We start from the raw sequence: 20802 nt of genomic DNA, 5'->3' as shown, positions 1-20802 counted from the left end.
GCGCCTGACCTCGACGAACCCCGGCCGACGGAGAACCCTCCGGCCGGGGTTTTGTGTTTCATACGGCGTCGTGCATACTTATGCCGTCCACTGCACATGCATGAAGGAGTCACGCGATGACCGCCGAGCAGCCCTCCGACGTCCGCCTCTGGGGCGCGCGCTTCGCCGACGGCCCGTCCGAGGCGCTCGCCCGGCTCTCGGCCTCGGTCCACTTCGACTGGCGCCTCGCGCCGTACGACATCGCCGGCTCCAAGGCCCACGCCCGGGTCCTGCACAAGGCCGGCCTGCTCTCCGACGAGGAGCTGACCGGCATGCTGGGCGGCCTGGACCGGCTGCTGGCCGACGTCCGGGCGGGCACCTTCACCGGCACCGTCGCCGACGAGGACGTGCACACCGCCCTGGAGCGCGGCCTGCTGGAGCGCCTCGGCCCCGACCTCGGCGGCAAGCTGCGGGCCGGACGCTCCCGCAACGACCAGATCGCCACCCTGTTCCGGATGTACCTGCGGGACCACGCGAAGACCATCGGCAGCCTGCTGCTCGACCTCCAGCAGGCCCTCGTCGGCCTCGCCGAGGCGCACCCGGACACCGCGATGCCGGGCCGCACCCACCTCCAGCACGCCCAGCCGGTGCTCTTCGCCCACCACGTCCTCGCGCACGTGCAGGCCCTCGGCCGGGACGCCGAGCGGCTGCGCCAGTGGGACGCCCGCACCGCCGTCTCGCCGTACGGCTCCGGCGCGCTGGCCGGCTCCTCGCTCGGCCTCGACCCGGAGGCCGTCGCCGCCGAGCTCGGCTTCGAGGGCGGCTCGGCCGGCAACTCCATCGACGGCACCGCCTCGCGCGACTTCGTCGCCGAGTTCGCCTTCGTGACCGCGATGGTCGGCGTCAACCTCTCCCGGATCGCGGAGGAGGTGATCATCTGGAACACCAAGGAGTTCGGCTTCATCACGCTGCACGACGCCTTCTCCACCGGCTCCTCGATCATGCCGCAGAAGAAGAACCCGGACATCGCCGAGCTCGCCCGCGGCAAGTCCGGCCGGCTGATCGGCAACCTGACCGGCCTGCTGGCCACCCTCAAGGCGCTGCCGCTCGCCTACAACCGGGACCTCCAGGAGGACAAGGAGCCGGTCTTCGACTCCTGCGACACGCTGGAGGTGCTGCTGCCCGCGTTCACCGGGATGATGGCCACCCTCACCGTGCACCGGGAGCGGCTGGAGGAGCTGGCCCCGGCCGGCTTCTCGCTCGCCACCGACATCGCCGAGTGGCTGGTCAAGCAGGGCGTGCCGTTCCGGGTCGCGCACGAGGTGGCCGGCGCCTGCGTCAAGGTCTGCGAGGCCGAGGGCATCGAACTGTCCGACCTGACGGACGGGCAGTTCGCCGCGATCTCGGAGCACCTGACGCCCGAGGTGCGCTCGGTGCTCAGCGTCCACGGCGCCATCGCCGCCCGCAACGGGCGCGGCGGAACGGCCCCCTCGGCGGTCGCGGTCCAGCTCGCCGAGGTGAAGGCGGACCTGGCGCGGCAGCAGGAGTGGGTCCGGGGCTGACCCCTCGCGGGCGGCCGGCCCGCCGACGGAGGGGTCGACCCCCGGCACGGTCGGGATCGACGCCCGGGCGCGACGGGATCGACCCCCGGTGCGGCGGGGGAGGGGCGCGGCGGTCCGACCGGCGCGCCCCTCCCGTGTCCGCGCCCCGGCCCGGGCGTAACCGGCCCCGCCCCGGGCCGTCATGCACGGTGTGTGCACCCCCCTCCCGCCCGCCCCCTCCGCCGAGGACGTCTACCTCGCCGAAGCCCGCCGCCGCGCGGTCCGCGAGACCGTCGCCGCCCTGCCCGGCCGCTGTCCGCAGCTGATCGCCGCGCTCGCCGAGGACCCGCCGCCCACGTACCGTGAGCTCTCCGAGCGGCTCGGCATGCCGCGCGGCTCGATCGGCCCCACCCGCTCGCGCTGCCTGGCCTGCCTGCGGATGCTGCTCCACGCGGAGCGCTACCCCTGAGCGCCACCCCTGAGCAGCCCGTGCGGCCGGGCGGAACCCGTGCGGCACGGGAGGTGACCCTGCTCACGTCCGCCCCCGCGAAGGTTGAGCGGAGCTGACACCCGGGTAGAGCGCTGGCGAACGCAGCTCTTGACGGTGGTGCGATCACTCGGATACTGAGCGTGAGCGCGCCACCCTCTGCGCGCCGGGCACGACGACTGGGGAGGCCCCTCCACATGGGCATGAGCGTGATCATCTCGGCTGCGGAGGCCGAGGACGCGGAGCAGATCCTCAAGCTCCAGTACCTCGGCTACCAGCCCGAGGCCGAGCTGTACGGCGACTGGGCGATCGAGCCCCTGACGCAGAGCCTGGAGAGCCTGCGCGCCGAACTGTCCGAGGACCACTTCCTGGTCGCCCGGCTGGGCGACGAGGTGGTCGGCACCGTCCGCGGCCGCGTCGGCGACGACGGCGTCGCCCGGATAGGGCGCCTGGTCGTCCACCCGCGGATGCAGCGCCACGGCCTCGGCGGCCGCCTGCTGGACGCGCTGGAGCGCCGCATGGCCCAGGAGGGCCCGGTGAGCGCCTACCGGCTGTCCACCGGCCACCGCAGCCTCGGCAACCTGCGGCTGTACGCTCGACAGGGGTACCGCCAGACCGGGGTCGAGCAGATCACCAGCCGGCTGAGCTACGTCCACCTGGAGAAGCCCGCCGCGACGCCGCTCGCGGCGACGGCCTGAGCCCGCCGCCCCGCGCACGTTTCCCGGCGCCGCCACCATCCGGACCACCGGTGGCGGCGCCGAGCCGTATCCATGCAGGTCACAGGGGTATCTGTCCGCATTGCGGACAGCTCCGCCAAACAATTGGGCGGAATTCGACCCATCTGTTTTACTGGCTCACATGACTGCGACGACGAACTGGACCCCCACCGGCACCCTGCCGGCAGGTGAGCGTGCCATGTGTCGTCGAATGTGTCACTGCTGAGGGCCACCGCCCCCGGCGCCCCGCTGAGGGCGCCTCCCCCTCGCGCCCCGAAGCGAGACTCCGGCAGCGCTCCCGCCCGTGCGAGCGCGCCCCTCCTCCCGGACCCCTTCCCCCGTCGTGCCCGCATCCGCGCGGGTGCCGTTGACCCGTTGGGGCCACGCCGTCGCGCGGCCCCGGCGTCCAACGGCCACGATCGAGGGACGCCAGGTCCGGACCCTCCTGGCGCAGCGCCGTGAGGTCGCCCCGCCGACCGCAAGCAGGTCGGGCGGTCGACCCGCGCCGCCCGCCCCCGACCCACGGAAAGCCGCTGTGATCACCACCACGGACCTGACGAAGGTCTACCGTTCCCGAGGCCGCGAGGTGACCGCCCTCGCCGGTGTCGACCTGCACGTCCGCCCGGGCGAGGTCTACGGAGTCGTCGGCACCAGCGGTGCCGGCAAGTCCACCCTCATCCGCTGCGTGAACATGCTGGAGCGCCCGTCCTCCGGCACGGTCACCGTGGACGGGGTCGAGCTGACCGCGCTGGCCGGCGGCGAGAACCGGGCCGGCAAGGAGCTGCGCGAGGCCCGCCGCCGGATCGGCATGGTCTTCCAGCACTTCAACCTGCTCTCCTCGCGGACGGTGCAGCAGAACGTCGAGCTCCCGCTGGAGATCATCGGCCTGGACCGCACCGAGCGCCGCCGCAAGGCCGCCGAACTGCTCGACCTGGTCGGCCTGGGCGACAAGGCCCGCAGCTACCCCAACCAGCTGTCCGGCGGCCAGAAGCAGCGCGTCGGCATCGCCCGGGCGCTGGCCGGCGACCCCAAGGTGCTGCTCTCCGACGAGGCCACCTCGGCGCTCGACCCGGAGACCACCCGCTCGATCCTCAAGCTGCTGCGCGAGCTCAACCAGCAGCTGGGCCTCACCGTCCTGCTGATCACCCACGAGATGGACGTCATCAAGTCCGTCTGCGACTCCGCCGCCCTGATGCGCGGCGGCCGGGTGGTCGAGTCCGGCGAGCTCACCGACCTGCTCGCCAGGCCCGGCTCCGAGCTGGCCCGCGAACTGTTCCCGCTCAGCGAGTTCGGCACCGGCCACCCCGGCTCCACCGTGCTGGAGATCACCTTCCAGGGCGACAGCTCGGCCCAGCCCTTCGTCTCCCAGCTCGCCCGCACCTACCAGATCGACATCAACATCCTCGGCGCCGCGGTGGAGACCATCGCCGGCCGGATGGTCGGCCGGATGCGGGTCGAGCTGTCCGGCGGCCACCAGGACAACGTGGTGCCGATCGGCTACCTGCGCGAGCAGGGCCTGCAGGTGGACGTGATCGGTGCGACGGACGGAGCGGTGGCATGACCTGGGACGAGATGTGGGCCCTGATGGGGCCCGCCACGCAGGAGACCTTCCAGATGGTCGGGGTGTCCGCGGTCGTCACCGTCCTGCTCGGCCTGCCGCTGGGCGTGCTGCTGGTGCTCACCGACAAGGGCGGCCTGCTGGCCAACCGGGCCGTCAACAAGAGCATCGGCTTCGTCGTGAACCTCGCCCGGTCGGTGCCGTTCATCATCCTGATGATCGCGCTGATCTCCTTCACCCGCTGGCTGGTCGGCACCTCCATCGGCTGGCAGGCGGCGACCGTGCCGCTGACCATCGGCGCCATCCCGTTCTTCGCCCGCCTGGTCGAGACCTCGGTCCGTGAGGTCGACCGGGGCCTGGTCGAGGCGGTCCAGTCGATGGGCGGCAGCACCTGGACGATCGTCCGCAAGACCCTGCTGCCCGAGGCCCTGCCCGGCATCGTGGCCTCGGTCACGACCACGGTCATCACCCTGATCAGCTACTCCGCGATGGCCGGCACGGTCGGCGGCGGCGGCCTCGGCACCCTCGCCGTCAACTACGGCTACCAGCGCTTCGAGACCACCTTCATGTGGGTCATCGTGGCCGAGCTGGTGATCATCGTCACCGCCGTCCAGCTGATCGGCGACTTCGTCGTCCAGCGGCTCTCCCACCGCGGGCGCACCGGCGGCCGGACCCGGCTGCTCGGCCGCTCCCGGACGACTCCCGACGAGGACCTCGTCGCCTCCTAGACCTCCCCCGTCCGACCCCGGGCGCGGCTCCCCGTTCCACGCAGAAAGGCACTTTTCGTGCGCAACGTTCTGAAGTTCACCAGCATCCTCGCCACCGCCGGCGTCGCCCTCTCGCTCGCCGCCTGCGGCAGCTCCGGGTCCTCCTCCTCGTCGGACGCGAACGCGCCGCTCAAGGTCGTGGCCAGCCCCACCCCGCACGGTCAGATCCTGAAGTTCGTCAAGGACAACCTCGCGGAGAAGGCGGGCCTCAAGCTCGACATCAAGGAGGTCACCGACTACGTGACCCCCAACACGGCGGTGCAGGACGGTTCGGCCGACGCCAACTACTTCCAGCACGTCCCGTACCTGGAGGACTTCAACAAGAAGCGCGGCACCGACATCGTGTCGGTCGAGCCCGTGCACCTGGAGCCGCTGGGCGTCTACTCCAAGAAGGTCAAGGCGATCGCCGACCTGCCGGACGGCGCCACCATCGGTCTGCCGAACGACGCCACCAACGAGGGCCGCGCGCTCAAGCTGCTCGCGGACAACAAGCTGATCACCCTCAAGGACGGCGTCACCACCGCCGCCACCCCGGCGGACGTGACCGGCAACCCGAAGAACTTCAAGTGGAAGGAGCTGGAGGCCGCCCAGCTGCCCCGCTCCGTCGCCGACCTCGACGCCGCCGTCATCAACGGCAACTACGCGATCGACTCCGGCCTGAAGCCGGCCACCGACGCCCTGGTGCTGGAGAAGGCCGAGGGCAACCCGTACGCCAACATCCTGGCCGTCAAGAAGGGCAAGGAGAACGACCCGCGGGTCAAGAAGCTGGCCGAGCTGCTGCACTCCGACGAGGTCAAGAAGTACATCAACGACACCTTCCAGGGTTCGGTCATCCCGGCCTTCTGAGCCGCGGTCCGCTCGACACCCCGATCCCGACCGGGCCCCCGCCGCACCTCGGCGGGGGCCCGGTCGGGCAGTATGCGGCAGGGACACTCCGGCCGACCGCGTTCTGACGTACCGTCGTGCGGGCAGCGCACCGCGTGGCACCCGGGGCACGACGGAGGCGTACGGTGTTGTGTTCACGACCCGGCGAGGAGAGACGGCATGGCAGCGAGCTTCCCCGAGACCGCCATCAGCACCGAACGGCTGCTGCTCCGGCCCCTGGCGGAGGACGACGCCCCCGGGCTGGCCACCATGATGGCCGACGACCTGGTCCTCGCCTGGACGGACCTGCCGCACCCCTTCACCGAGGAGTACGCGGCCGAGCTCGCCCGCACCCTCGCCCCCGCCCACCGGGCCGCCGGGCGCGGCATCGTCTTCGCCGTCACCGAGAACCTGACCCAGCGCCTGGTCGGCCTGGTCGAGCTGCGCAACACCGACTGGCGGCTGCGCAGCACCGAGATCTCCTACGTCACCGCCGTCTGGGCGCGCGGCGAGGGCTACGCCCCGGAGGCCGTCCTCGGCGTCGCCCAGTGGCTGTTCGAGGACCGCGGCTTCCTGCGCCTGGAGCTGCGCACCGCCGCCGGCAACACCGCCGCCCAGCAGGTCGCCCAGAAGATCGGCGGCATCAGCGAGGGCGTGCTGCGCAGCGCCTGGATAGTCCGGGGAGAGTCCGGCGAGGCGGTGCCGGAGGCATCTCCCGGCGGCCGGACCGGGGGAGAGAGCCGCAGCGACCTCATCCTGTGGAGCCTGCTCCCGGAGGACCTGGAGTCGCCCGAGCCGCTCCGCGGGGGCTGGCACGGCGACCAGCGCTACGTGCTCCGCGACTGAGCCCCGAAGCCCCTGACCCGGCGTGGACATGTGTGCGAGATGTCGGGGTCCGGGGTACCGCACCCGGTAGCCTCTGGACCGGCACCGCACGACGGCGGATCGCGTGGCGCACCGAGGCGAGGGAGAACGGCCGCAGATGGCTGACCGGATCACGGTCATCGGGTGGGACGGCACACCGCTGACCGAGGCCGCCGGCGCGGCCCTGGCCGCGGCGACCCTGGTGGCGGGAGCCCCCTACCAACTGAACGCCCTCCCGGTGCCGGAGGCCGCCGAGCGGATCACCCTCGGCAACGTCCGGCAGGCCGCCCGCCGGATCGCCGAGCACCGCGGCGCCGCCGTCGTGGTCGCCGAGGGCGACCCGGGCTTCTTCGGGGTGGTGCGCACCCTGCGCCGCCCCGAGTACGGCCTCGAACTGGAGGTGCTGCCCGCCGTCTCCTCGGTGGCCGCCGCCTTCGCCCGGGCCGGCATGCCCTGGGAGGACGCCCAGGTGGTCAGCGTCCACGGCGGACGGCTGCGCCGTGCGGCCAACATCTGCCGGGCCCACCCCAAGGTCGCGGTGCTCACCGCGCCCGGCGCCGGGCCCGCCGAACTCGCCCTGATGCTGCGCGGGGTGCACCGGACCTTCGTGGTCTGCGAGGCCCTCGGCACCCCGGACGAGGACGTCACCGTCCTCACCTCCGACCGGATCGCCGACCACGTGTGGCGCGACCCGAACGTGGTGCTGGTGATCGGCGGCGGCGCCCAGGCCTCCGCCGTGGACGAGGCGGCCGGCTGGCTCGCGGGGCGCCCGGTCGGCTACCCCGGCGCGGAACGCGGCTGGGCGCTCCCCGGTGACGCCTATGCGGGCGCCGGGCGCACGGAGGGTGAGCCGGGCGCACCGGAGGCGCTCCCCGCCCATGTGCGCGCCCTGGTACTGGCCCGTCTGGGCGCGCGCCCCGGGGACCTGGTCTGGTCGGTCGGCGCCGGCAGCGGCGCCCTCGCGGTGGAGGCGGCCCGGTTCGGCGCCGCCGTCGTCGCGGTCGAGGATTCCCGCTCGGCCTGCGCCCGGCTGACCGTCAACGCCCGCCGCTACGGCGTCGAGGTGGAGACGGTGTACGGGAGCGGCCCCGAGGTGCTGGGCGGCCTGCCGGAGCCGGACGCGGCGGTGGTGGAGTCCGGCGGACTCGACGTGGTGCGCGCCGTCCTGGCCCGCCGGCCCGAGCGGTTCGTCGCGCTGCCCCGGACCCTCGCCGAGGCGCAGGAGGTCCACCGGGCGATCGCCGGGGCCGGTTACCGGGCGGACGGCGCGCTGCTCCAGGCGACCCCGTTGCGGCCGGTGGGGGAGGGCGACGGTCTGGCGCTGGGGGCCGGCGGGACCGGCGCGCTGGTGCTCTGGGGTGAGCAGATCGTGTGAAGGCCGTGGGCGCGTGCCGGGGCCGTCCGGTGGCGCCGACGGTGATCCAGGTCGCATCCGGACACCGATTCGAGAGGTGACCGCGCCGTGCCGGTAGTGTGACGTCCTGGACGGCCGTATCGGTCGGCGACCCACCCGATTCGGTCGGTTTGTCACCTTTTTGACGCGGTGCAATCCGATTCCGCTCGGAGTGTGGGCAATTCGACGGGCCGCGTGCCGGACCTGGAGAATGCCGTAGGGTCCGGTGCGGTCGTGCCGGTTGCTCCGGGTTGTCGTTGTTTCAGACGATGTGCCGCCCCGTACGGGCGGCGCGCCGGGCCGGGGTGCCGCAGTGCGCCGGATGGACTTGGGCCGCAGCGCCACGGCGCGGCGGCCGCGTGTGGTTAGGGGCGGGCCGGTGCTGGTGCGGCCCGTGCGGATGGGCGCTGCGATCGGTGATCGTGTCGCCGAGGGCGCGGCAGCGGCCTGGAAGGAGCTTTGACAATGACCGATGGCGGCCACGTCCCGGGCGAGGGACTGCCGGAGCACCTGCACGCCGGGCATGACCCGCTCGGCGGACCGGAGGGCGTCGCGGGCGTTGCACCCCTCCAGGGCGTCGCGACGGACGGCGGTGCGATCCCGAACCCGGCTCCGGTCGGCGGCGTCCCCGGCGCGATGCCCCCGGGTGCGGGCGTCATCCCGCCGCAGGGCCAGCACGGGTACGGCGTTCCCGGCGTGCCCCAGCCCGGCCACCCCGGCGACGGCTGGGCCGTCGACCAGGGCGCCCCGCGCCCGGCCTTCCACTTCCTCGACCAGCCCGACACGCCGGACGGCCTGGACGACGATGACGACGTGCTGCTGATGCCCGGCCCGCAGGGCTCCTGGGGCGAGCCGGCCGTGCCGGCCGAGCAGATGCCGCTCGCGCCGCAGCAGGACGGCACGCCGGTCGAGCCGTCCTGGCCGCCGGTGGACCCGCCGGTGCTCGGCGCCGAGCACGCCGTTCCGCAGCAGCCCGTCCAGACGCAGCCGCAGCAGCCGATGACGCAGGCTCAGCAGCCGCGCCGGCCGCTGCACGCCGGCCCGCCGATCCCGGACCCGTCGCTGATGACCGGCCAGGTGCCGGTCCGCTCGCTGGCCGACCGCGGCCCCTCGCAGGGCGGCACGCCCGCGCACGGCATCCCGGTGGTCGGCCGCCCGCCGATGGCCGAGGCCGTCGCCCCGGCGCACGCCGCCGCCCCGCAGGCCGTCCCGACGGCGCCGGTCGCCCCGGCGGTTGCCGGGGTTCCGGTCGTGGACGGGCAGCAGCTGCCGCAGGCGCAGGACTTCCAGCAGGTTCAGCACGCCCAGCAGGTGCCGCTGGCCGGGCCGCCGGTCGAGGTCGTGCTGGCCGTGGAGACGGTCGGGGCGATCGAGGTGATCGAGGTCGTCGAGACGCCGGAGGCCGTCCACGCCGACCCGGTCCAGCCCGCGCAGGACGTGACGGCCCAGGCCACCCAGGCCGCCCAGGCCACCGCGCCCGCCGTGGAGGCCGTGGAGGCCGTCGCCGTGGCGGCGCAGGCCGCCCCGGCCGAGTCCGCCCAGCCGGTGGCCGGGACGGCCGACGCGCCCGTCGTCGTCGAGCCCGTCGCCGAGGGCGTTGCCGCCGAGGCCGTGGCCGCCGACGGCGCCGCCGTGCCCGTCGAGCAGACCGAGGCCGCGGCCCCGGCCGGCCAGCCGCGCCGGATCTCCGCCTTCCTGGCCGCTCCCACCCCGCACGGCCTGCCCAAGGTCGAGAAGGCCGGGCAGGCCCAGGTCGTCGAGGAGACGGCTCCGCAGCAGCCCGCGCCCATAGCGGCCGCCGACGCGCCGCAGCCCGCGGCCGAGGCCGTCGCGGCCGTCGAAGCCGTCGAGGCCGTCGAGGCCGTTGATTCCGCGCAGCCCGCCGAGGCCGTCGCGGTCGCCGAGTCCGGCCCGGTCGCCGTGGTGGCCGAGGCCGCCGAGCAGGCCCACCCGGCGGAGACCGCGTCGGAGGCCGTCGCCGAGCCGGTCGCGGAGACCGCCGCGGGCACCGGTGAGATGCCCTCCGGCCAGGCCGTCGCCGAGCCCGCCGCGGAGGCCGAGCAGCCGCAGCAGCAGGCCGAGGTCCAGGCCGAGGCACCCGCCGGACAGGCCGTGGAGCAGGCCGTGGAGGCGCCCGCGGAGGCCGAGGCCGCCGAAGCCGTCGAGCCGGCCCCCGAGTCGCCCGCCGAGGCTCCGGCCGAGGCCGCCCCCGAGGCTCCGGCGGCGCAGCCCGCCGAAGCCGTGGAGCAGCCCGTGGCCGAGGCCGTCGAGGCCGTCGAGCCGGCCGGAGAGGCCGAGGAGACCGCTCCCGCCGAGGGCGCCGTCGAGCAGCCCGTCGAGGCCGTCGCGGAGGCCGAGGCCCCCGCGGAGCCGGCCGCCGAGCCGGCGCAGGTCCCGGCCGAGGCCGAACCCGCCGCCGTCGCGCAGGCCGCCGCCGCCGCTCCGGAGGCGGAGCCCGCCCAGGAGCAGGCCGGCGAGGCGACCGCCGGAGCCGTCGAGCAGCCCGCCGCTGAGGCCGTTGACGCCGCTGAGGTCACCGAGGCTCCTGAGGCCCCTGAGGGCACCGCCGCCGAGGAGGCGCAGGAGCAGCCGGAGCAGCAGCCCGAGGAGCCGGCCGAGCCGCGCGGCCCGGCCGCCCCCGGATACGACGAGGCCGGCCGCGAGGCCGTCCACCAGGTGATCCGCGAGCGTCGCGACGTGCGCAACGGCTTCCGCCCGGACCCGATCCCGCACGAGGTGCTGATCCGCGTCCTGGAGGCCGCCCACACCGCGCCCAGCGTCGGCTACTCGCAGCCCTGGGACTTCGTGGTGATCCGCTCGGCGAAGACCCGCAAGCGGATGCACGCCCTGGCCGAGCGCCAGCGCGAGGCGTACGCGGACTCGCTGCCCAAGGGCCGGGCCAAGCAGTTCAAGGAAATCAAGATCGAGGCCATCCTCGACACCCCGGTCAACATCGTGGTGACCTCCGACCGCACCCGCGGCGGCCGGCACACCCTGGGCCGGCACACCCAGCCGCAGATGGCCCCGTACTCGGCCGCCCTGGCCGTCGAGAACCTCTGGCTGGCCGCCCGCGCCGAGGGCCTGGGCGTCGGCTGGGTGAGCTTCTTCGACGACGAGCAGCTGGTCCGCGAACTCGGCCTGCCCGAGCACCTGGAGGTCGTCGCCTACCTGTGCGTCGGCTTCGTCGACGAGTTCCCGGACGAGCCCGAGCTGGAGCAGCAGGGCTGGGCCAAGAAGCGCCCGCTGTCCTGGGTCGTCCACGAGGAGCAGTACGGCAACCGCGCGCTGCCCGGCGAGGAGCCGCAGAGCCTGCTCGCCGAGACCCTGCGCGGCATCCGGCCGCTGGACGCCAAGGCGCTCGGCGAGGCCTGGGACCGTCAGAAGCGGATGACCAAGCCGGCCGGTTCGCTCGGCATGCTGGAGATCATCTCCGCCCAGCTGTGCGGGCTGTCCCGCAAGTGCCCGCCGCCGATCCCGGAGCCCGCCTGCGTGGCGATCTTCGCCGGCGACCACGGTGTGCACGCCCAGGGCGTCAGCCCCTGGCCGCAGGAGGTGACCGCCCAGATGGTCGCCAACTTCCTGGCCGGGGGAGCGGTGATCAACTCCTTCGCCAAGCAGATCGGCACCGAGGTCTGCGTGGTCGACGTCGGCGTCGCCGCCGAGCTGCCGGACGCCGTCCAGCAGGGCCGCGCCACCGGCCTGCTGCCGCGCAAGGTCCGCCCCGGCACCGCCGACATGACCCAGGGCCCGGCGATGACCCGCGAGGAGGCCCTCAAGGCCATCGAGGTCGGCATCGAGACCGCCCGCGACCTGGTCGCGGCGGGCAACAAGGCACTGGTCACCGGCGACATGGGGATCGCCAACACCACCGCCTCGGCGGCCCTGATCTCGGTGTTCACCGGCCTCGACCCGGCCGAGGTCACCGGCCGCGGCACCGGCATCGACGACGAGACCCACGCCCGCAAGATCGAGGTCATCCGCGCCGCGCTGGCCCTGCACCGGCCCGACCCGAGCGACCCGGTCGGCGTCCTCGCCGCCGTCGGCGGCCTGGAGCACGCCGCCCTGGCCGGCTTCCTGCTGGGCGCCGCCTCGCTGCGCACCCCGGTGGTCCTGGACGGCGTCATCGCCGGCTCGGCCGCGCTGGCCGCCAAGGCCATCGCCCCCGAGGTGCTGGCCGCCTGCATCGCCGGGCACCGCTCCGCCGAGCCCGGCCACCAGGCCGCGCTGGCGAAGCTCGGCCTGCGCCCGCTGATCGACCTGGACCTGCGGCTCGGCGAGGGCACCGGTGCCCTGCTGGCCCTGCCGCTGGTGCAGAGCGCGGCCCGGGCGATGCACGATGTAGCCACCTTCGACTCCGCCGGGGTCACCGAGAAGGCCTGACGCACCCCGTCACCGCTCCGCGGACCGGCCCGAGGGCGCGCCGGACCGCGGAGCGGTGCCGTACCTTCCCCAACCCTCACCCCCGATCAGGAGCACCGCCGATGAGCGCGCCCACCCCGCACCCGAGCACCGAGGGCCGTACCCCCTACCCGGTGGGCCTGCTGCTGGCCGGCCGCCGCGTCGTCGTGGTCGGCGGCGGCCAGGTCGCCCAGCGGCGGCTGCCGGCCCTGATCGCCTCCGGTGCCGACCTGCACCTGATATCGCCGGCCACCACCCCGGCCGTCCAGGCGATGGCTGACGCCGGCGAGCTCACCTGGCACGCCCGCCCGTACCGGGACGGCGATCTGGCCGGCACCTGGTACGCCCTGGTCGCCACCGACGACCCGGCCGTCAACGCGGCGGTCAGCGCCGAGGCCGAGCGCGAGCGGGTGTTCTGCTCCCGCAGCGACGACGCCGCCGCGGCCACCGCCTGGACCCCGGCCAGCGGCCGCGACGCGGGCGCCACCGTCGCGGTCCTCACCGGCGACCCGCGCCACTCCGCCGCCCTGCGCGACGCCATCGTCGACGGCCTGCGGGACGGCTCGCTGGCCGCCCGCCAGTACCGCGCGCACGGCGCCGGCGTGGCCCTGGTCGGCGGCGGTCCCGGCGACCCGGACCTGATCACCGTGCGGGGCCGCCGGCTGCTCGCCGACGCCGACGTGGTCGTCACCGACCGCCTCGCCCCGCGCGAGCTGCTCGCCGAACTGCCCGAGCACGTCGAGGTGATCGACGCCTCCAAGATCCCGTACGGCCGCTTCATGGCCCAGGAGGCGATCAACCGCACGCTGGTCGAGCACGCCAAGGCCGGCAAGTTCGTGGTCCGGCTCAAGGGCGGCGACCCGTACGTCTTCGGCCGCGGCGGCGAGGAACTGCTGGCCTGCGCGGAGGCCGGGCTTCCGGTCACCGTGGTGCCCGGGATCTCCAGCTCGATCAGCGTCCCCGCGGCGGCCGGCGTCCCGGTCACCCACCGCGGCATGACCCACGAGTTCACCGTGATCTCCGGCCACGTCGGCCCGGACGACGAGCGCTCGCTCACCAACTGGGAGGCCGCCGCGAGGATGAGCGGCACCCTGGTGCTGCTGATGGCCGTGGACAAGATCGGCGCGATCGCCGCCCGGCTGGTCGAGTACGGCCGGCCGGCGGACACCCCGGTCGCCGTCGTCCAGGAGGGCACCACCGCGGCCCAGCGCCGGGTGGACGCCACCCTCGGCACCGTCGCCGCGGTGGTCGAGGCCGAGGGCGTCAAGCCCCCGGCGGTCATCGTCATCGGCGACGTCGTCAACGTGCTGGCCGCGGCCTTCCAGCCGTAGGCCGGCGCGGACCCGCCGGCGTCGACCCGCCGGGGCGAACGCGCCGCAGCGGCCGCGGGGGCGAACGCGCTGCGGCCAACGCGCCGGAGCGGGAAGTCGGCCGGTCCGACCTCCCGTTCCGCGGCCGTTCCGCGGCTACTCCAGCGGCTGCTCCGTCCAGATGACCTTCCCGGTCGCCGTGTAGCGCGTCCCCCAGCGGTCCGCGAACTGCGCGACCAGGAACAGCCCGCGCCCGCCCTCGTCCTCGGTCGCCGCGTACCGCAGGTGCGGCGAGGTGCTGCTGCCGTCCGACACCTCGCAGATCAGCGAACGGTCCCGCAGCAGCCGCACCCGGATCGGCCCGGAGCCGTACCGGATCGCGTTGGTCACCAGCTCGCTCAGGATCAGCTCGGTGACGAACGCGGCCTCCTCCAGCCCCCACGCCGTCAGCCGCTCCGCCACCGCGGCCCGGACCTCGCGCACCGCCGCCGGGTCGGAGGGCACCTCCCACTGCGCCACGTGGTCCGGGGCCAGCACCCTGGTCCGGGCCACCAGCAGGGCGATGTCGTCCTGCGGGTGCGCCGGCAGCATCGCCCCGAGCACGTCCGCGCAGGTCTGCTCGGGCGTGCGCGGCGGCCCGGTCAGCGCCGCCCGCAGCAGCTCCAGCCCCTCGTCGATGTCCCGCTCCCGGTCCTCCACCAGCCCGTCCGTGTACAGCACCAGGCGACTGCCCTCGGCGAGCTCCAGCTCGGCGGTCTCGAACGGCAGCACCGCCAGCCCCAGCGGCGGCCCGGTCGGCAGCTCCGGGAACACCACCCGGCCCTGCGGGTCCACCACGGCCGGCGGCGGATGACCGGCGGTGGCCAGCGTGCAGCGCCGCGACACCGGGTCGTAGATCGCGTACAGACAGGTCGCCCCGGCCAGCTCCGCGCGCCCGCCGCCCGCCGCCTCGTCCTGGTCGATCCGGTTCACCAGCTCGTCCAGGTGCCCCAGCAGCTCGTCCGGCGGCAGGTCCAGGGTCGAGAAGTTGTGGATCGCCGTGCGCAGCCGGCCCATCGTCGCCGCCGCGTGCAGCCCGTGCCCCACCACGTCCCCGACCACCAGCGCCACCCGCGCACCCGGCAGCGGGATCACGTCGAACCAGTCCCCGCCCACCCCGGCCTGCGCCGGCAGGTAGCGGTGCGCCACGTCCAGCGCCGTCTGCTCCGGCAGGTTGCGCGGCAGCAGGCTGTGCTGGAGCGTCACCGCCATGGTGTGCTCCCGGGTGTAGCGGCGGGCGTTGTCGATGCACACCGCCGCGTGCGCGACCAGCTCCACCGCCAGCGCCAGGTCGTCCGCCTCGAACGGCTCGGCCCGCTGCGCCCGCCAGAACCGGGCCACCCCCAGCAGCACCCCGCGCGCCCGCAGCGGCACCCGCACCAGCGAGTGCACCCCGTACGCCAGTACCTGCGCCGACCGCTCCGGGTCCTGGTCCCGCCACTCGTCCACCTCCGCCAGGTGCGGTTCGATGCCCGGCTCACCACTGTGCAGCGCCCCGGCCAGCGGGGTCTCGGGCACCACGTCCAGCACCGTGCCGACCGGGTAGAACGGCGCGTCGTCCCGTACGCCCGCCACCGCGGCGCGGCGCATCCGCCCCAGCGACGGGCCCGGCGGCGGCTCCTCGCCGGTCAGCACCTGGTCCGCCAGGTCCACCGTGACGAAGTCCGCGAACCGCGGCACCGTGACCTGCGCCAGCTCCTCCGCCGTCCGCGTCACGTCCAGGGTGCTGCCCACCGTCACCCCGGCGTCGTACAGCAGCCGCAGCCGCCGCTGCGCGCGCTCGGCCCGGCCGGACAGCGCCGCCAGCTCGGTGGAGTCGCGCAGCGTGGCGACGCATCCGGGCAGGCCGCCCGGCCGGTCGATCAGCCGGACGTTCACCGCCAGCAGCCGCTCCCCGGCCAGCACCACCTCGTCGGTCACCTGGCGCTCGGCGGTCAGCAGCTCCAGCGGCGCCTGCTCCAGGCCCAGCCCGGTCACCGGGCGGCCCTCGGCGTCCGGCGGCAGGTCCAGCAGCCGGCGCGCCTCGTCGTTGCAGAGCAGCAGCCGCCCGTCCCCGCCGATGATCATCACGCCCTCGCGCACCGCGTGCAGCACCGCCGCGTGGTGCTCGTACATCCTGGTCATCTCGACCGGGCCCAGCCCGTGCGTCTGGCGCCGCAGCCGCCGGCTGATCAGCGCCGTCCCCAGCGTGGCGAGCCCCACCGCGGCCGCCGCCGCGCCCAGCACCACCGGCAGCTGCCGCTGGCTGGCGCTGCTGATGTTCTTCAACGTGACGCCCGCCGAGACCGCCCCGACCACCGAGCCGTCCGGCGCGTACACCGGGACCACCGCCTGCACCAGGCGGCCGAGCGTGCCCGAGACCTGCTGCGTCACCACCTGCCCGTGCAGGGCGGGCTCGTAGACGCCGACGAACTTCTGGCCGATCCGGGCCGGGTTCGGGTGGGTGTAGCGGATGCCCTGGTCGTTCAGCACGACGATGAAGTCCACGCCCGAGGCGACCCGTGCGGCTTCCGCGCTCGGCTGCAGGAGGGCCGTCGGATCGGGGGAGCGCAGCGCGGCGACGATGCCCGGGGAGTTGGCGAAGGTCTGCGCCACCGCCACCGAACGGTTGCGGGCCTCGTGCGTGGCGTCGTTGCGCGACTGCACCACCAGTGCCACCGCGGCCGCCACCACGAGCAGCAGCACGACCAGCACCTGGAGTGCGAAGACCTGCCCCGCCACCGACCGGTGCCAGACCGGCCACCGCCGCTTCGCGTGCGGCAGCTGTGGCCGACCGTGTGGGCGCCCACCGGGGGAGCCGGCGGAGCCAGTGGCGCCAGAGGCCGACGGAGCCCAGGATCGGCCCGGATTTCGGGCCATACGGTCATATTTGCACTACGGCCAGCCGGGGACCACCCCGCTCCCTCCGCCGTTTGGCCTTCCCCGCCCGGGCTTGGCAAGATCGCAGGGTGTCCGAACCCCGCACCATCACCGACCCGGCCGACCCCCGCCTCGCCGACTACACCGGCCTGACCGACGTCGAACTGCGCCGCCGCCGCGAACCCGCCGAGGGCCTCTTCATCGCCGAGGGGGAGAAGGTCATCCGCCGCGCCCTGGCCGCCGGCTACCGGATGCGGTCGATGCTGCTCACCTCCAAGTGGCTGGAGGTGATGGGCGACGTCATCGCCGAGGCCGACGCCCCCGTCCACGTGGTCGAGCCCGCGCTCGCCGAAGCCGTCACCGGCTACCACGTGCACCGCGGCGCCCTCGCCTCGATGGAGCGCAAGCCCCTCCCCGACGCCGCCGAGGTGCTCGCCGGGGCCCGCCGGGTCGCCGTGCTGGAGGGCCTCGTCGACCACACCAACCTCGGCGCCATCTTCCGCAGCGCCGCCGCCCTCGGCATGGACGCCGTCCTGCTCTCGCCCGACTGCGCCGACCCGCTCTACCGGCGCGCGGTCAAGGTCTCCATGGGCGCCGTCTTCGCGGTCCCGTACGCGCGCCTGGACCCCTGGCCCGCCGCCCTCGACACCGTCCGCGAGGCCGGCTTCACCCTGCTCGCCCTCACCCCGGCCGAGGCCGCGGTCGACCTCCACACCCTCACCCCGCACGGCCTCCCCAAGGCCGCCCTGATGCTCGGCGCCGAGGGCGACGGCCTCACCCCCCGTGCCATCGCCGCCGCCCACCACCCCGTCCGCATCCCCATGGCCCACGGCATCGACTCCCTCAACGTCGGCGCCGCCGCAGCCGTGGCCTTCTACGCCGTCACCACCCCCACTCCCTGACCGCCCGACTCCTCACGCACGCCCGGTCCACCGGAGCCCCCACCGCCCCCGCCCGCAGCGTCCTCCGGGGGCCCTGCACGAGAAGTCGGCTGGATCGACTTCTCGCGCGTGCCGGTTTTGCCGAGACCGCATTCCAGGCGCTCGCCCGCAGCGTCTTCCGGAGCCGCGCCGCATGAGAAGTCGGCCCGCCCGACTTCTCGTGTCGGCCGTCGTGGTGCGGACGGGGTCCGGGTGGCTTCAGCCGGTGGGGGAGGTGGGTGGGGCCGGGGCGGCGGCGGGGGGTGGGGTAGTGGCGCCGGGCCAGGATTCGTCGAGGGTGCCGTCGGGGCGGACGGTGTAGCGGGTGGAGGCGACGGCGCCGGTGACGGCCGAGCGTTCCTCGCGGACGACCGTGCTGCCGTCCAGTCGCCAGGTGGCCGCCGCCTGCGGGTCCGCCACCGAGGTGCGGGAGGTGGTGGCGACCGGGGTGTCCCCGGTGAAGGTGTAGAGCTGGACGAGGTCGACCTGGGTCGAACCCTCCGCCCGCCGCAGGACGACCACCGCGGCCGGCAGGCCCTTGTACCGGGCCGGCAGCACCGCGCTCAGTGTGACCTGCGGCCCGGGCCCGACCGAGTGCCCGTTCTGCAGGGCGACGGCCGGTCCGCCGGCCCCGTCGGGGTAGCCGCGGTTGGGCCAGTCCACCGGTGGCACGGGCGCCTGCGGGGCTGTCAGCCCGCTGTCCGCGCCACCGCGCGCCGCCGCCGGGAGCGGCGCGGTCGAGGCCTGTGGCGCGGTCGAGGACTGCGGCACGACGTCGGCCGAGGTCCCCGGCACCGCCTGTTCGCCGCCGGAGCCCGTATTCACCACCACCGCGCTCGGTGGCCGCACGCTCCGGTTGTCCCGGTTCTCGCAGCCCTGCGCCGCCGCGATGGCCAGCGCCACCCCGATGGTCACGGTGACGAAGACCACCAGCCGCTGCCGGAGCAGCCGCTGCCGGGCGGTGCCGGGCCGCCCGCCGGGGGCGGGGGTGTGCTGGCGGTCCCGGGGGCGTGCCCGGTCGTGGGGGCCGGGGCGGCCCGGGGGCGGGGTCTGCGGACGGTCCGGACGTGCCCGCAGCGGGCGGGTCACCGGTGTGGCTTCGGGCCGCGGCGCGGGCGCGGCCGGTCCCTGGGGTCGCCGTCCGGCGGCCCCGGCCGCCTGCGCGCCGGGGCGGCCCGCCGCAGCCCGGGCCCGTGCCGCGGCGGGCGGCTCGGGCGGGCGTCCGGGGGCCGGCACGCTCTGCCGGCCGTTCTCCTGCTGGGCGGGTGCGGGTGCGGGGGCGGTCCGTGCGGGTCGTGTGCCGCGGGCGCCGCCGGCGTTCCCGGCGGCCGCACCGCGCGCCGCCAGTTCGCTGAGCCGCTCGTGCAGCGCGGCGGCTCCGGGGCGTTCGGCGGGCTCCTTGGCCAGGCAGGCCCGGATCAGCGGCGCCAGTTGCGGCGGTACGGCGGAGAGGTCGGGCTCCTCGTGGACGACCCGGTACAGCATCACTTCGGAGGACGCCCCGGAGCCGAACGGGGTGTCCCCCGTGAGTGCGTACGCGAGGGTGGCCCCGAAGGCGAAGACGTCGGTGGCGGGCGTGACGGCGACCCCGCGCACCTGCTCGGGCGCGAGGAAGCCGGGGGAGCCGACCGCGGTGCCGACGTGGGTGAGCGTGCTGGCGCCGCGCGACCACGCGATGCCGAAGTCGATGATCCGCGGGCCTCGGGGCGAGAGCAGGATGTTGGACGGCTTGAGGTCCCGGTGGACCACTCCCGCCTCGTGCACCTTGACCAGTCCGTCGGCGAGCGCGGCCCCGATCCGGGCGGCCTCGGGCCAGTTGAGCGGTCCTTCGTCGCCGACCCGCTTGTAGAGCGAGGGCCCCGGCACGTACGCGGTGGCCAGCCAGGGCCGTTCGGTCTCGATGTCCGAGCCGACCACGCGCGCGGTGCAGCCGCCCCGGATCCGGGAGGCGGCGGCGATCTCGCGGGCGAAGCGGGTGCGGAACTCCTGGTCCTCGGCGAGCTCGGCGCGGATCAGCTTGAGGGCGACGCGCTGCCCGCGGCGGTCGGAGCCGAGGTAGACCACGCCCATGCCGCCGGCGCCCAGTCGCCGGTGCAGGCGGTACGGCCCGACGATGCGGGGGTCCTCACGCCTCAGCCGCATCATCGCCATGTTTCGTTCCCCGTCAGCCTGTGGGTGAGGCCCCGTCGGTTGGGCCATCGTCAGTTCCTGTCTGGCACAGCTTACGGACTGCCCGCTGCGGTGTGCTGATACGCAACACCTGAAGCCACCGTGCGATTGTCGGATCTTGCGTTGACCTGCAGGTCACAAGGACGTCGAAGGGCTTCTCGGGGTTGCCCCTCAGGGTTCCCTCGGGGGTCGGATGAGCCTTCCGTCCCCCTGCGGTAGTAGGCCCCGAGTCGGATCGTCATCCTCCCGGACGTCCGAGGAACAGTACGACGGCATGACGCCCGGAGGACCCTCCGGCCAATAGCGTTGTGTCCAGCGGTGGACGGGGAGCTCGTCCCCCGAGGTAAGCCGTCCACCGCGCCAACTCGACCGGATCAGGAGCAAGGACATGGCACCGCAGATCACGGGAACCCCCCGCCGTCGGCCGGCCTCCGTCCAGTCCCGGTCCACCGAGCAGCCCACGCGGCACCCCGCCGTTGCGTTGGCCATGGCCCTGCCGTGCGCCGTGCTCCTGGTGCTGCTGTTCGGCGGGTGGGAGCAGATGGCGAACCAGGCCCAGGCCGTCGCCGATCTGATCACCCGCTGAGCGGGGAAAGAAGGACTCCGGCCCCGAGGCCGGTCGAAGACGGGCACCGAACCCCTGGGGACGGGGAGCGGTGCCGCCGGGGAGGCCGCGGCCGCGATGACACGCGGACGGGCGAGAGCGGTGCGCAGAGCGCCCCGGCAGGCGGAGACGCCGCGTACGGACGTCGGTGAGGGCGTCCGTACGCGGCTCTTCTCTTTTCCCAGCCCTGTTCTCGCCGGCCGAGTCGCCGGCCGCCCCGGTCGTCCGGGACGCCCCGGTCGTCCGGGCCCGGGGAACCACCGGAACGGGACGACAAAAGGCCGGGGCCGCGATCCTCATGGATCGCGGCCCCGGCCGTTACTGTGCGCGTACG

13 protein-coding genes and 1 pseudogene are annotated in these 20802 nt (G+C 74.9%); 12 read left to right on the top strand and 2 right to left on the bottom strand.

Going from position 1 to position 20802, the window contains the following annotated elements; genetic code table 11:
• The first annotated feature begins 116 nt into the window (after positions 1-116).
• From argH to cobA, 10 genes are all read left to right on the top strand, one after another.
• Complete coding sequence (gene argH / locus ACGFSC_RS08560) at positions 117-1541, top strand: argininosuccinate lyase (protein WP_359905976.1); 1425 nt, start codon at positions 117-119, stop codon at positions 1539-1541.
• Between the two features lie 190 nt (positions 1542-1731).
• Complete coding sequence (locus ACGFSC_RS08555) at positions 1732-1989, top strand: hypothetical protein (protein WP_359905979.1); 258 nt, start codon at positions 1732-1734, stop codon at positions 1987-1989.
• A gap of 215 nt (positions 1990-2204) precedes the next feature.
• Complete coding sequence (locus ACGFSC_RS08550) at positions 2205-2705, top strand: GNAT family N-acetyltransferase (protein WP_359905982.1); 501 nt, start codon at positions 2205-2207, stop codon at positions 2703-2705.
• A 553-nt stretch (positions 2706-3258) separates the two neighbouring features.
• Positions 3259-4284 carry an ATP-binding cassette domain-containing protein gene (locus ACGFSC_RS08545; protein ID WP_359905985.1) on the top strand — a complete coding sequence of 342 codons (1026 nt, stop codon included), beginning with the start codon at positions 3259-3261 and terminating at the stop codon, positions 4282-4284.
• Positions 4281-5009 (top strand): methionine ABC transporter permease, encoded by a 729-nt coding sequence (locus ACGFSC_RS08540; RefSeq protein WP_359905988.1) that lies wholly within the window; start codon positions 4281-4283, stop codon positions 5007-5009. The genes ACGFSC_RS08545 and ACGFSC_RS08540 overlap by 4 nt, the downstream gene beginning before the upstream one ends.
• 57 nt (positions 5010-5066) lie before the next feature.
• Positions 5067-5894, top strand: coding sequence for a MetQ/NlpA family ABC transporter substrate-binding protein (locus ACGFSC_RS08535; protein WP_359905991.1), 828 nt, complete (start codon positions 5067-5069; stop codon positions 5892-5894).
• A gap of 198 nt (positions 5895-6092) precedes the next feature.
• On the top strand, positions 6093-6758 hold the full coding sequence (locus tag ACGFSC_RS08530; protein ID WP_359905994.1) for a GNAT family N-acetyltransferase: 666 nt from the start codon (positions 6093-6095) through the stop codon (positions 6756-6758).
• Between the two features lie 136 nt (positions 6759-6894).
• Positions 6895-8151: a precorrin-6y C5,15-methyltransferase (decarboxylating) subunit CbiE gene (gene cbiE, locus ACGFSC_RS08525; RefSeq protein WP_359905996.1), complete on the top strand. Its 1257-nt coding sequence runs from the start codon at positions 6895-6897 to the stop codon at positions 8149-8151.
• 483 nt (positions 8152-8634) lie between these two features.
• Complete coding sequence (gene cobT / locus ACGFSC_RS08520) at positions 8635-12549, top strand: nicotinate-nucleotide--dimethylbenzimidazole phosphoribosyltransferase (protein WP_359905999.1); 3915 nt, start codon at positions 8635-8637, stop codon at positions 12547-12549.
• Between the two features lie 101 nt (positions 12550-12650).
• Complete coding sequence (cobA, locus tag ACGFSC_RS08515; RefSeq protein ID WP_359906002.1) at positions 12651-13898, top strand: uroporphyrinogen-III C-methyltransferase; 1248 nt, start codon at positions 12651-12653, stop codon at positions 13896-13898.
• Between the two features lie 135 nt (positions 13899-14033).
• Here the strand turns inward: cobA and ACGFSC_RS08510 are convergent, their stop codons facing one another.
• Positions 14034-16775 carry a SpoIIE family protein phosphatase gene (locus ACGFSC_RS08510; RefSeq protein WP_359906005.1) on the bottom strand — a complete coding sequence of 914 codons (2742 nt, stop codon included), beginning with the start codon at positions 16773-16775 and terminating at the stop codon, positions 14034-14036.
• An 89-nt stretch (positions 16776-16864) separates the two neighbouring features.
• Here ACGFSC_RS08510 and ACGFSC_RS08505 point away from each other — a divergent pair, with 89 nt between their 5' ends.
• Positions 16865-17677, top strand: a complete 813-nt coding sequence (locus ACGFSC_RS08505; protein WP_359906008.1) for an RNA methyltransferase — start codon at positions 16865-16867, stop codon at positions 17675-17677.
• 885 nt (positions 17678-18562) lie between these two features.
• Here the strand turns inward: ACGFSC_RS08505 and ACGFSC_RS08500 are convergent.
• Positions 18563-19846 (bottom strand): annotated as a pseudogene (locus ACGFSC_RS08500) (serine/threonine-protein kinase); the annotation flags it as partial.
• A 406-nt stretch (positions 19847-20252) separates the two neighbouring features.
• Here ACGFSC_RS08500 and ACGFSC_RS08495 point away from each other — a divergent pair.
• Positions 20253-20450, top strand: coding sequence for a hypothetical protein (locus ACGFSC_RS08495; RefSeq protein WP_359915397.1), 198 nt, complete (start codon positions 20253-20255; stop codon positions 20448-20450).
• Positions 20451-20802 lie beyond the last annotated feature (352 nt).

The sequence above is a fragment of the Kitasatospora sp. NPDC048715 genome (genome assembly GCF_043198905.1).
In the GTDB taxonomy this organism is placed as follows: Bacteria; Actinomycetota; Actinomycetes; order Streptomycetales; family Streptomycetaceae; genus Kitasatospora; species Kitasatospora lactacystinica.
Note: the sequence above shows the minus strand (reverse complement) of the source record. Positions and strands in the feature narration are given on the sequence as shown.